The organism is Amycolatopsis sp. NPDC003861, from assembly GCF_053605405.1.
On the sequence record NZ_JBSGJD010000279.1, the window covers coordinates 1 to 12063 of the forward strand.

At 71.2% G+C, this 12063-nt stretch carries 13 protein-coding genes; 6 read left to right on the top strand and 7 right to left on the bottom strand.

Features of this window, described 5'->3' with window-relative positions; all coding sequences use genetic code 11:
- Positions 1 to 145: 145 nt before the first annotated feature.
- Both ACWEVN_RS41195 and ACWEVN_RS41200 read right to left on the bottom strand, forming a co-directional pair.
- Complete coding sequence (locus ACWEVN_RS41195) at positions 146 to 1027, bottom strand: TIGR03854 family LLM class F420-dependent oxidoreductase (protein ID WP_452054906.1); 882 nt, start codon at positions 1025 to 1027, stop codon at positions 146 to 148.
- A 53-nt stretch (positions 1028 to 1080) separates the two neighbouring features.
- Positions 1081 to 1518, bottom strand: a complete 438-nt coding sequence (locus tag ACWEVN_RS41200; protein WP_452054907.1) for a MarR family winged helix-turn-helix transcriptional regulator — start codon at positions 1516 to 1518, stop codon at positions 1081 to 1083.
- An 86-nt stretch (positions 1519 to 1604) separates the two neighbouring features.
- Here ACWEVN_RS41200 and ACWEVN_RS41205 point away from each other — a divergent pair, with 86 nt between their 5' ends.
- Together ACWEVN_RS41205 and ACWEVN_RS41210 are read left to right on the top strand one after the other, a co-directional pair.
- Complete coding sequence (locus tag ACWEVN_RS41205; protein ID WP_449685236.1) at positions 1605 to 1982, top strand: DUF5313 domain-containing protein; 378 nt, start codon at positions 1605 to 1607, stop codon at positions 1980 to 1982.
- Positions 1983 to 1997: 15 nt separating this feature from the next.
- A complete protein-coding gene (locus tag ACWEVN_RS41210) occupies positions 1998 to 2933 on the top strand; it encodes an RluA family pseudouridine synthase (RefSeq protein ID WP_449685231.1) in 936 nt (311 codons plus the stop codon).
- Positions 2934 to 2955: 22 nt separating this feature from the next.
- Here the strand turns inward: ACWEVN_RS41210 and ACWEVN_RS41215 are convergent, their stop codons facing one another.
- Positions 2956 to 3534, bottom strand: coding sequence for a hypothetical protein (locus ACWEVN_RS41215; protein WP_452054915.1), 579 nt, complete (start codon positions 3532 to 3534; stop codon positions 2956 to 2958).
- Between the two features lie 244 nt (positions 3535 to 3778).
- On the opposite strand from ACWEVN_RS41215, the gene ACWEVN_RS41220 reads away from it, so the two are divergent.
- Both ACWEVN_RS41220 and ACWEVN_RS41225 read left to right on the top strand, forming a co-directional pair.
- A complete protein-coding gene (locus tag ACWEVN_RS41220; protein ID WP_452054908.1) occupies positions 3779 to 4354 on the top strand; it encodes a dihydrofolate reductase family protein in 576 nt (191 codons plus the stop codon).
- A gap of 66 nt (positions 4355 to 4420) precedes the next feature.
- Positions 4421 to 5047, top strand: coding sequence for an alpha-ketoglutarate-dependent dioxygenase AlkB (locus ACWEVN_RS41225; protein WP_452054909.1), 627 nt, complete (start codon positions 4421 to 4423; stop codon positions 5045 to 5047).
- A 3-nt stretch (positions 5048 to 5050) separates the two neighbouring features.
- Here the strand turns inward: ACWEVN_RS41225 and ACWEVN_RS41230 are convergent, their stop codons facing one another.
- Genes ACWEVN_RS41230 through ACWEVN_RS41245 form a run of 4 tightly spaced genes read right to left on the bottom strand, consistent with a single transcriptional unit; the run spans position 5051 to position 9278 of the window.
- A complete protein-coding gene (locus tag ACWEVN_RS41230; RefSeq protein WP_449685228.1) occupies positions 5051 to 6328 on the bottom strand; it encodes a cytochrome P450 in 1278 nt (425 codons plus the stop codon).
- Between the two features lie 53 nt (positions 6329 to 6381).
- The gene (locus ACWEVN_RS41235) at positions 6382 to 7026 is read right to left on the bottom strand and encodes a class I SAM-dependent DNA methyltransferase (protein WP_452054910.1); all 645 of its coding nucleotides are present in this window, start codon (positions 7024 to 7026) and stop codon (positions 6382 to 6384) included.
- 10 nt (positions 7027 to 7036) lie between these two features.
- A complete protein-coding gene (locus ACWEVN_RS41240) occupies positions 7037 to 7606 on the bottom strand; it encodes a hypothetical protein (protein WP_452054911.1) in 570 nt (189 codons plus the stop codon).
- 13 nt (positions 7607 to 7619) lie between these two features.
- On the bottom strand, positions 7620 to 9278 hold the full coding sequence (locus tag ACWEVN_RS41245) for a peptide-N4-asparagine amidase (protein ID WP_452054912.1): 1659 nt from the start codon (positions 9276 to 9278) through the stop codon (positions 7620 to 7622).
- A gap of 129 nt (positions 9279 to 9407) precedes the next feature.
- On the opposite strand from ACWEVN_RS41245, the gene ACWEVN_RS41250 reads away from it, so the two are divergent.
- Both ACWEVN_RS41250 and ACWEVN_RS41255 read left to right on the top strand, forming a co-directional pair.
- The gene (locus tag ACWEVN_RS41250) at positions 9408 to 10403 is read left to right on the top strand and encodes a LacI family DNA-binding transcriptional regulator (RefSeq protein ID WP_452054913.1); all 996 of its coding nucleotides are present in this window, start codon (positions 9408 to 9410) and stop codon (positions 10401 to 10403) included.
- A 360-nt stretch (positions 10404 to 10763) separates the two neighbouring features.
- Positions 10764 to 11972, top strand: a complete 1209-nt coding sequence (locus tag ACWEVN_RS41255) for an MFS transporter (protein WP_452054914.1) — start codon at positions 10764 to 10766, stop codon at positions 11970 to 11972.
- The last annotated feature ends 91 nt before the right edge of the window (positions 11973 to 12063 follow it).

The window sequence follows — 12063 nt, forward strand, 5'->3', positions numbered from 1 at the left end:
CGTCCGGTCCGGGCGGGCCTGCCCAGATGGTCGTCGATCTTGACGTAGAGTGCGGTGAGAAGGGTGTTCAGGTCGGTCGTCACAAACTGATCTTGAACACCCTTCGCCTGTCTCCAGACACCACCCGGCCTTAGGACTTACTCGTCTAGTTCTGCAGCGGCACCAGTTCCGCCTGGAACTTCTCCAGGAACCCGTCGAAATCGGCGTGTGCGGGCCGGATCACGAACTTCGACAGCCCGGCCTCGATGTGCTGCTCCACCAGCCGGCGGGCTTCCGGCCAGCTCGTCGCCACCAGGTCCGTCAGCGGGACGCCGGGGCTGCGGCGGGCCGCCACCGCCCCGAGTTCGTCCGGGATGCCCCGGTCCGCGACGGCCAGGCTGAGCCCGAAGTGGTCCTCCTCGATCTCGCGTCCGGCCTCCGCCGCCGCCCGCTGGATCGCGATCCGGGCATCACGCGCCTGGGCGGGTGTGTGGAAACTGCCGAGCCAGCCGTCCGCGAGGCGGCCCGTGCGGCGCAGCGCCGCCGGGGCCGATCCGCCCAGCCAGACGTCGAGTCGCTTCGCCGGTTTCGGGCCGAGGCGGACGCCGTCGACCTGGAAGAACTCGCTGTCGAAGGAAACCTCGTCGTCTTCCAGCAGCCGGCGCAGGAGGACGAGCGATTCGTCGAACACCGCGGCGCGGCGGCCCGGCGGCACCGGGAACAGGCCGGCTTCGGCCGCGCGGGCCGGCCGGAGGCCGAACACCGGCAGTACCCGCTTGGGCGCGAGCCCGGCGAGCGTGAGCAGCTGCTTGGCGACCAGCACCGGGTGCCGGCCCGGCAGGATCGCGACCCCGGTGCCGACCTTCAGCTTCGACGTCCGCGCCAGCGCGTGCGCCATGCCGATCATCGGGTCGACCTCGGGCGAGTAGACCAGCTCCGACAGCCACAGCGAATCGACGCCCGCGTCCTCCAGCCGGGCCGCCAGTCCGGCGAACTCCGCCGGCCCGGTCCCGGCCGCGGGGGCGACACCCAGCCTGATCTTCAGCAAGATTCCTCCCGGAAGGCTCTCCGGGAGCAACGCGCCGGGCGGCCGGGAATTCCTCAGGCGGTCGCGTCGATGACGCGGGTCAGCGCGGCGTGCAGGGCTTCCAGCTCGGCGACGTCCATCCCGAGCGTCTCGACCACCTTGTACGGGATCTTCTCCGCCTCGGCCCGGAGCGCCCGGCCTGTCTCGGTCAGCTCGACCGTCAGCTGCCGCTCGTCCGAACGATTGCGGGTGCGCGTGACGTACCCGAGCGCCTCCAGCCGTTTGAGCAGCGGCGACAGCGTTGCGGGTTCGTGCCGCAGCGCCGCACCGAGGTCCTTCACCGAGCGCGGCGACCGCTCCCACAGCGCGAGCATCACCAGGTACTGCGGATGGGTCAGGCCGTACGGCTCGAGCAGCGGCCGGTAGATGGCGATCACGCTGCGCGAAGCCACCGACAGCGCGAAGCACACCTGCCGGTCCAGCTTCAGGGGGTCCTCACCCAGGTCGATCATGGCCCCGATCCTACTGTGTCGTCGATCGCGCTAATGATTAGCGCCCTAAGCATTAGGGTACTATCAGACTCATGGAACGACCGAGTGTGCTTCGCTGGTTCGGCTACGCCGTGGGCGTGCGGCTCCCCGAGCGCTACAACGACTGGGCGTTGCACGACGCGACGTCGAAGCACTGGCGGGCCCGGTTCGTGCTCCAGCGGTCGATCGGCATCGCGCCGCTGTGCGCCGTGTGGCTGCTCCTGCCCGGGTCGATCTGGCTACGGCTCTCGCTGGTCCTGATGGCCGCCCTGGTCGCGTACTTCTATTCGTGCGCGTACATGGAGGAGAGCGTCGAGCACCGGCTCGGCCGGCAGGGCTTCCCGCACAACACCGGGCGCCGCCTCCGCGCCGAGGCCGCCGAAGCGAAGAACGCCGAGGTGACCGCCCGCTACCTCGCGCGCTACCGGACGCCGTCCGAGGGTTAGTTACAGTCGGGGGCGATGAGACGCAAGCTCCGCCCGCCGATCCCGCCCCGCCACGGGCTGGACCCCGCCCGGCTGAAACTGCCCGACGGCGAGTGGCCGACCCTGCTGGCGCACCTCGTCGACCGGCTGCCGCGCGTCGCGCCCGACCGCATCGAGCAGATGCTGCGCGAAGAGCGCATCCACGGCACCGACGGGCCGCTCGGCATCGACACGCCGTACGCGCCGGGCTCGTTCATCTGGTTCCACCGGGACCTCCCCGACGAGGTGCCGGTGCCCTTCGCGATCGACGTCGTGCACCGCGACGAGCACCTGCTGGTCGTCGACAAGCCGCACTTCCTGGCGACGATCCCGCGCGGGCAGCACATCCTGGAGACGGCGCTGGTGCGGCTGCGCCGCGACCTCGGGCTGCCGCACCTGTCCCCCGCCCACCGGCTGGATCGCGTCACGGCGGGGCTGGTGATGTTCGTGATCACGCCCGAGCTGCGCGGCAAGTACCAGACGCTGTTCCGCGACCGCCGGGTGCACAAGGAGTACGAGGCGATCGCGCCGTACGACCCGGCCCTGGCCCTCCCCCGCACCGTCCGCAGCCGGATCGTCAAGGACCGCGGGGTCCTGGCCGCCCGGGAGGTGCCGGGCGAGCCGAACGCCGAGACGTACGTCGAGCTGCTCGAACACCGCTCCGGCCGGGGCCGGTACCGGCTGGTCCCGTCGACCGGCCGGACGCACCAGCTGCGCGTGCACCTGAGCGGCCTCGGCGTCCCGATCCTCGGCGACGACTTCTACCCGGTGCTGCGCGAGAAACCCCTGGGCGACTTCACGAAACCGCTGCAGCTGCTGGCCAAGGTGCTCGACTTCGACGACCCCCTGACCGGCGCGCACCGCCGGTTCACCAGCCGGCGGCGGCTGTCCGCCTGGGACGACCCCGAAGCCTGGGCGGCGCCCCCGGCGTGACCCGGGGACGCCGCCGGAGACGTCACTTGTGCCAGAACTTGACGCCGCTCCACTGGACCGTGATCGGCCCGGCGCCGCTGCCCGTGCGGTAGCTGCCGAACTTGTCGTAGTAGCTGCCGGCCGGGCTCGAGATCGTCTGCTTCAGCGAGCCGTTGAGGTACACCTTGTGCGAGCTGCCGACCTGGTTGATCGTGTTGACCCGCACCGACGTGCCGACGGTCGCCCCGCTGCCGAGCGTCGCGCCGCCTTCCACCGCGTACATCCGGCCGCCCTTCTCGACGGCCAGCAGGAAGTACGGCCCGGCGTTCGAGCCGTCCCGGAACGTCTGCTTGAGGCTGATCCGGGAGCCGGACATGCTGGTGATCTTGAAGGAGCCCTCGAACTGGTGGGTGCCGCCGGTGTAGGTGGTGTAGCGGCGTTCCGCGCGCTGGTCGCCGCCGGCGGTCGAGCAGGTGAGCCGGAACGTCAGCCCGGAGATCTGCCCGCACCCGCGTTCCTGTTCGGAGTAGCCCGGCGAGTCCGCGGTCCACGGACCGGTCCCGACCTGGGCGTCCGCCACCGGGGTGAGCAGGGTGAGCCCCAGCGCCGCCGCCGCGAGCACGCCCGCACCGTGAAGTCTGCGCACCGTCAACCTCCTGTGTCACTCGAGGCGGCGGTGGCTCGGCAAAAGGTCCAGACCTTTATCCGGCGTGCCAGTGACTGTACGAGCCCGCGCGACGGCGGGCAAGACCCACTTCCGGCCGCGCGGTGCGTCGGAAGTTTTCTCCGGACGCGGTGTCGAATCCGGCTTGCCCCGTTCGACAGACTTGCAGAAGCAAGATCGACCACCTTCCGAGGAGCACCGCATGCGCACCCTGATCTCCACCTCCTTCGTTTCGCTCGACGGCGTCGTCGAGGCTCCCGGCGGGGAGCCGGGCTACCGCAACGCGGGCTGGACGTTCAAGGACATCGAGTTCGACCCGGCCGCCTACGCGATGAAGGGCAGTGAGCAGGAGGAAGCCACCGCGCTGATGATGGGCCGGGTCAGCTACGAGGCGTTCGCGCCGGTCTGGCCGGGCATGACCGTCGAGTTCGCCGGCTACAACGCGATGCCGAAGTACGTCGTGTCGACCACCCTCACCGAGGCGGACCTGGTGGACAACTGGGGCGAGACGACGATCCTGCGTTCCCTGGACGAGGTCGCGGCCTTGAAGGAGACCGACGGCGGCCCGATCATCGTCAACGGCAGCGCCACCCTCAACCGCGGCCTGGCCGACGCGGGCCTGATCGACCGTTACCACCTGCTGGTCTTCCCGGTCCTGCTCGGCGCCGGCAAGCGGCTGTTCAGCGAGACCGACAAGGACAAGCAGAACCTGAAGCTCGTCGAGAGCGAGGCCTACGGCAACGGCATCCAGAAGATGGTCTTCGACGTCACGCACTGAGCGCCGCCGGGTCCGGCCGATGTTTCACGTAGAACATTTGTTCGAACATCGTGTACGGTCGGACCCATGACGACCCCGGCCCTGCAGGCATCGCTGTTCGGCGAGTCCGGCCCTGTCACGTTGCACCCCCTGGCCCCCCGCCGGACCGAACTCGGCTCCGGTGCGTGGGTCGACGTGCAGCCGGGCTGGCTCGCCGGCGCCGACGAGGTGTTCGCCGGCCTCGCCACCGGCGTCCCGTGGCAGGCGGAGCGGCGGAAGATGTACGACCGGGTCGTCGACGTTCCCCGGCTGCTGTGCTTCTACGGCGAGTCGGAGCCGCTCCCCCAACCCGTGCTGGCCGAAGCCCGCGCCGCGCTGAGCGAGCACTACGCCGGCGAACTCGGCGAGCCGTTCCGCACCGCCGGGCTCTGCTACTACCGCGACGGCCGGGACAGCGTCGCGTGGCACGGCGACACGATCGGCCGCGGCAGCACCGAGGACACCATGGTCGCGATCCTCTCGGTGGGCACCGCCCGCCAGCTCGCCCTGCGCCCCCGCGGCGGCGGTGACCTCCGCCGGTACGCCCTCGGCCACGGCGACCTGATCGTCATGGGCGGCTCGTGCCAGCGCACGTGGGAACACGCGGTGCCGAAGACGACCCGGGCGGCCGGGCCGCGGATCAGCATCCAGTTCCGGCCGCGCGGGGTCCGCTGAGCGTCAGTCCACCAGCACCGGCAGCTCGTCCAGACCGTACACAATGGACACCTTGCGGAACGACAGCCGCTCCTCCGGCACCGCGAGCCGCAGGTTCGGGAAGCGGCGGACGAGCGCCGGGTAGGCCGTGCGCAGTTCCATCCGGGCCAGCTCCGCGCCGATGCAGCGGTGGATGCCGTAGCTGAACGCCAGATGCGACGTCGGCTCGCGGGTCGCGTCGAACGTCTCCATGTCCGCGCCCAGCTTCGGGTCGCGGTCGGCCGCCGACAGCGACACCAGCACGATGTCGCCCTCGGCGATGTGCACGCCGCCGATTTCCATGTCCTCCTTGGCGAACCGGGGGAACGCCATCTGGACCACGGTCAGGTAGCGCAGCAGCTCCTCGACGAAGCGGTGCACGGACTCGTCGTCGCCGCGGACGGCGTCCATCGCCTTCTCGTCGCGCAGCAGCACCAGCGCGCCGAGCGCCAGCATGCTCGCCGTGGTCTCCAGGCCGCCGGTGAGCACGCCGTCGGCCAGGCCGGCCAGCTCACGGTCGTCGATCTCGTCGCCGTGTTCCTTGATCAGCATGCCGAGCAGGCCGTCCCCGGGCTGTTCGCGCTGCTTTTTGACGATGTCGAGCAAGTACGTCAGCGACTCCGACATCGCGCCGAGCGAGGCGCCCGCGCCGCCGAAGAGGTCGAACCGGGCGGTGCTCAGCCGCTGGAAGTCCTCACGGTCCTCATAGGACACCCCGAGCAGCTCGCAGATGGTCAGCGACGGGATCGGCAGCGCGAACGCCTGCCACAGGTCGACCGGGCCGTCGGCCGCGGCCATCGCGTCGAGCTGCTCGGCGACGATCTCGTCGATGCGCGGGGCCAGCCGGCCGAGCCGGCGCATGGTGAACTCCGGCGTCAGCAGCTTGCGCAGCCGTGTGTGCACCGGCGGGTCCGCGAAGCCGAGGCCGCCCGGGTTCTGGTCGGCGGTCACGCCGGCGTTGCCGACGAGGTTGCCGAAGTCGCTGGAGAACCCGGTGGCCTTTCCGAGGACGGCCTTCGCCTCGTCGTAGCCGGTGACGAGCCAGGCGTTCATCCCGAACGGCAGGTCGAGCTTGCCGATCGGCGCCTCGCCGCGCTGCGCGGCCATCGCGGGGACCGGGTCGAGGCCGTCCCGCTTCAGCGGCAGCAGCGCCGAATCGGGCAGGATCGACGACATCTTTTCGAGGTCGAAGCCCTTTTTCGACTGCCGGGCGAGGTAGCGCCGGCCGACCCAGCCCAGGACCCGTGAGCGGAGACTCCCCATGGGACCGACAGTACCGTACTAGCCCGATCGGGTGACGGGAAGCGAGACGGGGTTCACGCCGGCTTGCGGGCCAGCAGGTACGCCTGCGGCGTCTTCTCGTACGGACCGTGCGGCTCCCGGACCAACCGCGCTTCGACGACCAGCCCGGCGGCGACGCACAGCTCGGCCACGTGGTCCGGCGGCAACCGGTAGGCGTCGAAGGAGACGTCGTGGCCGTAGCCGTGCGTGATGTGCCGGCGCTCGTCGCCGACCTGGAACCCGGTCAGCAGCCGGCCGCCGGGCGCCAGCACCCGCGCCAGCTCCGCCACCACCGGCGGCAGCTCGGCCGGCGGGGTGTGGATCAGCGAGTACCACGCCACCGCCCCGGCCAGCTGGCCGTCGCCGAGGTCGAGGGCGGCCAGCGAACCGACCTCGAACCGCAGCCCCGGGTGCGTCCGCCGGGCCACCTCGACCATGCCGGGCGAGAGGTCGACGCCGAACACGTCCAGCCCGAGCGAGGCCAGGTACCCGGTCAGCCGGCCCGGGCCGCAGCCGAGATCCCCGACCGGGCCGCTCTTCCCGACCAGCTCGGCGAAGGTGGTCAGCATCGCCCGGTCCCACGGGCTCTCGTCGAGCAGGTCCCGCAATTGCTCGGCGTAGGAGTCGGCGACGGTGTCGTAGGCGATCCGGGTCTCGGTCACGAAGGCGGGTTCGGTCACGGGCCGGACCCTATCCGGCCGGGGTGTCGACGCCGAGTTCCGCGCGGACTTCCGCCAGGAACGCGTCCCTGGCGCGCTCGGCTTCGCGCAGAGCCACCTCCCGGGAGCGGACGTCCATGCCCGTGGAGGAGCTGACGGTGATCCGCGCGCCGACCGCGGCCTGCACGAGATCGTCGGCCAGCGCGCGGATGCGGGGCGAGGCGAGGATGTCGACCGCCGCGTGGAAGGACGCGGCCGCGTGAGCATGCTCGCCCATGAGTTTCAAGGACTCACTGGGCGTTTCGCCACGCGCCACTGCCTCCATACACACGAGCAGCGCGCTCAGGTACTCGCCGGTCTCCTTGAGCAGACCGGCGTAGGCGTCCTTGCGCTCCTGCGACCAGTGCAGCGTGATCGCGTGGGCGCGCTCGGCGGCCAGGCGTTCGACCTCTCGCCGGTGCCGCAGTTCCTCTCGCGCGGCTTCCCGCTCCCACCGCCGGTCTTCCCGGCGGCTGTTGATCAACTGGCCCGTGACGACCCCGACCAGGCCGATGATGCCCACGACGATCGGTACCCAGACCGAGACCTGACCGGAAGCCATGGCGGCAGCCTAGTCAGTGCGGTGGCAGTTCCCGGTTCTCGGTGATCAGCCCGTGCTCGCTCGCGACGTAGTGCAGGTACGGCCGCCCGAGGTCGTCCGTACCGGTGAAGAGCGTCTTGGAGCGGCCGTCGGCCTCGGTGTTCACGCCGTTCGTGCGGGCCAGCACCCCGGATGACGCCAGCCACTCCCGCGACGCGCGCACCGGGCGCCAGCTCCGGCCGTCGCCGGTGGCGTCGCCGAGGATCTTCGTCATGTCCACCGAGCCGGAGATCCGCAGGTTCTGGTCGTCGGTGATGTTCGCGGTCGCGTCCGTGGTCAGCGGGTAGGACCAGGTGTGCCGGGCCGCCGAGCGGACGCGGCCGTCCACTGTGGACACCGACGTCTGCTGCCCCGAGTCGGCCTGCACGACGTGCTGGGTGAAGCCGCCGCCGGTGACGTCGTCGCTGTTGCGGTAGTCGCGGGTGCGCTCGACGCGGGTATAGACGCGACCGGCGGAGGTGTCGACGTAGCCGGCCGTGACGTCGTGGCGTTTCGCGGTGACCGTGACGTTCACGCCGCCGGCGATGTCCTTGACCGTCGTCTGCCGGGCCGGCGTGGCCGCGACGTCGTGCTGCGTGACGGTGCCGGACGTCTGCGTCGCGTTTTTGTCGGTGTAGAGCAGTAGCGTCGGGACGACGGTGAATTCGCCGCCGATGTCCGGGAAGGAGAACGAGAGGTCATGGGTACCGCCGTCGACGAAACGCCCCGCGAACGGCGTGATGTCGTAGGTCTCGGCGTGCAGGCTGAAGGTGTCGATCGCGACGACCGGCCGCCACAGCTGCGGCACGATCCCGCCGGAGTAGATGTGCGGGAAGGTGAACGCGCTCCCGGCGGCGATCCCGTCGATCGCGAAGTTCGCCTCGCGGTACGGCCCCTTCCCGCAGAGGCCGGCCGCCGGGTACTTCGCGGCCACGGCGTCGGGGACGTCGTCGAACCACTGCTCGTCGCAGGCGTGGCCTTCGAGCGTGACCTCGAGGTAGGCGCGGGTGATGTTGCGCGGCAGGCCCTGGGCGGTGAAGTGCACGGTGGGGGCGGCGGGCGTCGCGTCGGCGTGCCCGAACCCGGTGACGTGGGCGGGTGTCTCGGGCGCGGGGTGCCGGGGATCGGCCTGGTAGTAGGTGAGCGTCACGGTCTGGGCGTAGACGCCGGTGTAGATCGGCGAGGTGTAGTTCTCGACGCCGCCGTGGAAGGGCTGCGGGGTTCGCAGCAGCGCGGAGTACGGCGTCAGGTCCTTGTCGAAGTGGTAGGTGATCGCGCGGCGGCCCTCGCCGCTGGGCTCCTCGGTCGTCCCCCACCAGACTTCGGTGCCGCCGATCCGCAGGTCGCCGATCCGGTCGTACTGCCGTCCGCTGACGGTGACGGTCTGGTCCATGACGACCTTCGCCCACGGCCCGGGGCAGGCCTTGGGCGGGGCGAGGGTGCCTTCGTAGTACTGCGGGCTGCCGTCGGCGGCGTTCGAGCGGAAGCCGTCGGCGAGCGTGACGGTGCAGTGCGGCGTACCGGGCCGGGTGACCCCCGGCGCGGCGGTCACGGGATTGTCGGTATCGCCTTCCACAATGGGCGCAGCCGAGGCGACCGCCCCGGACAACACCCACGTCAGCACCAGTGACAGGACGATCGTGAAGATCCGCACCCGGACTCCTCCCCGTGGCAGGCACACCCGGCCCGAGCCTAGCGGCGCGATCATCCGACCAACGTCGGTAATCGGCTCCTGAAACGTTTCAGAACATGGTAGGCTCGCACGTCTTAACGAGGGGGTCCGGTGGTCGGCATCAAGGACGTCGCCAAGCGCGCGGGCGTCTCCATCGGCACGGTGTCCAATGTGGTCAACCGGCCGCACGTCGTCGCGGCCGCCACGCGCAGCCGCGTGCTTTCGGTGATCGAAGAGCTCGGGTACGTGCGCGACGAGTCCGCGCGGCAGCTGCGGGCCGGGCGCAGCCGCGTCATGGGGCTGCTCGTGCTCGATCTCGGCAACCCCTTCTTCGTCGACGTCGCTCGCGGGGCCGAGCAGGCCGCGCACGCCGAGGGTCTCAACATCATCACCTGCAACAGCGGGCAGCGGTCCGAACTGGAAGCGTCCTACCTGGCGATGTTCGCCGAGCAGCGGGTGCGCGGGGTGCTGCTGAGCCCGGTGGCGACGTCCGGCGAGGCGCTGCGGACCTTCCGGCGCACCGGCACGCCGTACGTCTTCGTGGACCGCAAGGCCCCGGCGTCGGAGGCGAGCTCGGTGTCGGTCGACGACGTCGCCGGCGGCGCGCTCGGCGGGCGCCACCTGCTGGAGACCGGGCACCGGCGGATCGCGTTCGTCAACGGGCCGGGCATCCTCACCCAGTGCCGCGACCGCGAGCAGGGCCTGCGCACCGCTCTGGCCGGCTCGGGCGCGGAACTGACCGTGCTGGAGGCGATCGGCCTCGACGTCCCTTCCGGCCGCGACGCCGGTGCCCGCCTGCTCGGCACGAGCCCGCGGCCGACGGCGGTCTTCTGCGCGAACGACCTCCTCGCCCTGGGCGTCCTCCAGGCGATGGTCGGCGCGGGCGTGCGCGTCCCGGACGAGATGGCGATCATCGGCTACGACGACATCGAGTTCGCGGGCGCCGCGGCAGTCCCCCTGACGTCGGTCCGCCAGCCGGCCCGCCGCCTCGGCCGCACGGCCGCCGAACTGCTGCTGGCGGAGACATCGGACACGAAACCGGAACGGCAGGCCGTGGTCTTCACCCCGGAGCTGGTCGTCCGCGAATCGACCCGGGTGCGCCGCTGACGGCTCCGGCCGCGCTGAACAGCCGGAAGTCGAGGACGAGGTAACCGGGGTGGTCGTTGGACTCCCGCACGTCGTTGCACCCGATCCAGCCGACCGTCCCGTCGGAGGTCCGGGCGCGGTGGTGGTGACGGTCACGGTCCGGGCCGGGGCGTCGGCGGCCCCCTGGTCGTTGCCCACCTTGTAGTCCGCGAACACCCCGGCGATGACCGTGGCGCGGGCGGTGATCAGCGTTCGGCGGCGGTTGATGCGCGCCACCTGGATCGTCGGGTCGACCGGCTTTCGGTCGCTTCGCGAACTTCTGCCCGTCATCCGCCGCTAAATCGGTTGGTGTTCACGACTTCGTTCGGCAAGCTCGGGCTCATGGCGTCCAGGTGGGTGCGGCTGCAGGCCGTTGCGGTGTCCGGTTCGTCCGCCGAAGGCCTTCTGCTGGCCGCCATTCCCCTCCTGGCGGTTTCCGTCACCACCGATCCGCGCGAGGTCTCGCTGATCAACGTCGTCGGGGAAGCGCCGTGGCTGCTGCTGTCCCTGTTCGCCGGGGTCCTCATCGACCGGGTGCGGCGGACCACCGTGCTGGCCTGGGCCTACGCCGTCCTGACCGGGGCCGCCGTGGTGCTCGCCGCCGTCGTCTCCGCCGGGGTGCTCAGCCTGCCCGTGCTGCTGGTCGTCGCCTTCGTCATCACCTCGGCGCGCGTGCTCGGGGATGGCGCCAGCGGTGCGCTCGTCCCCGATGTCGTCGGCCCCGAGCGGCTCGCCCACGCCAACGCGCGGCTCACGGTGATCGACCAGGGCGTCGTGCGGTTCGTCGTGCCGCCGCTGACCGGGTTCCTGATCGCCGTCGCCGCCGGGGCGCCTTCGTGGCTGGCCGCCGGCTGTGCGCTCCTGGCCGTGCTGCTGGCCCGCCGGATCCCGTCCGAGTCCGTGGTGGCCGCGACGACGCACCCGCTGCGGGACCTCTCCGGCGGGCTGCGGCACCTGGTGCGCACGCCGCTGCTGCGGTCGATCACGATCAACGTCGCCCTCGGCTCGTTCGCCGCGAGCGCCGGCAACTCGATGTTCGTGCTCTACGCGACGCAGGTCCTGCACGTCGGCCCGGTCGGCTACGGCCTGCTGCTCGCCTGTCTCGCCGTCGGGTGGGTCGCGTCGTCGTTCGTGGTGCAGAAGGTGGTGGACCGGCTCGGCTACTCGTGGTCGATGCGGTTCTCACAGAGCTTCGGTGCCGTGGTGACGCTGCTGATCGCCGTCGTCCCGCCGTGGCCGCCGCTGGTCGGCGTCGTGCTGATCTCGCTGACGGCGACCGTGCTGATCTGGAACGTCTGCTCGCAGTCCAGCCGCCAGCGCTTCACGCCGGCGCCACTGCTGGGCCGGGTGCTCACCAGTCACCGGGCGCTCGCCTGGGGCCTGACCCCGCTCGGCGCCCTGGCCGGCGGTCTGGTCGCGGCGCACTTCGGCCTGCGTGCGGTCTGGGTGCTGGGTGCCGGCATCCAGGCCGTCAGCGCGGTCCTCGTCTGGTTCCAGCTCTCCCCCGCGGCGTTCCGCAGGACCGAAGAACTGGTCGCCGCCGGAGCCTGAAGCCGGGTGGTGCGCCCGGGGGGGGGGCCCGCCCCCCCCCCCCCCCCCCCCTAGGGATATCACAACGCTGAAATACAGTGACAAAATGTTT

What these genes read in the sequence shown, in the direction of transcription:
- ACWEVN_RS41200 (WP_452054907.1), bottom strand. Translation starts at nt 1,518, where the DNA reads ATGATCGACCTGGGTGAGGACCCCCTGAAGCTGGACCGGCAGGTGTGC.
- ACWEVN_RS41230 (WP_449685228.1), bottom strand. Translation starts at nt 6,328, where the DNA reads ATGGGGAGTCTCCGCTCACGGGTCCTGGGCTGGGTCGGCCGGCGCTAC.
- ACWEVN_RS41225 (WP_452054909.1), top strand. Translation starts at nt 4,421, where the DNA reads ATGACGACCCCGGCCCTGCAGGCATCGCTGTTCGGCGAGTCCGGCCCT.
- ACWEVN_RS41220 (WP_452054908.1), top strand. Translation starts at nt 3,779, where the DNA reads ATGCGCACCCTGATCTCCACCTCCTTCGTTTCGCTCGACGGCGTCGTC.
- ACWEVN_RS41255 (WP_452054914.1), top strand. Translation starts at nt 10,764, where the DNA reads ATGGCGTCCAGGTGGGTGCGGCTGCAGGCCGTTGCGGTGTCCGGTTCG.
- ACWEVN_RS41210 (WP_449685231.1), top strand. Translation starts at nt 1,998, where the DNA reads ATGAGACGCAAGCTCCGCCCGCCGATCCCGCCCCGCCACGGGCTGGAC.
- ACWEVN_RS41240 (WP_452054911.1), bottom strand. Translation starts at nt 7,606, where the DNA reads ATGGCTTCCGGTCAGGTCTCGGTCTGGGTACCGATCGTCGTGGGCATC.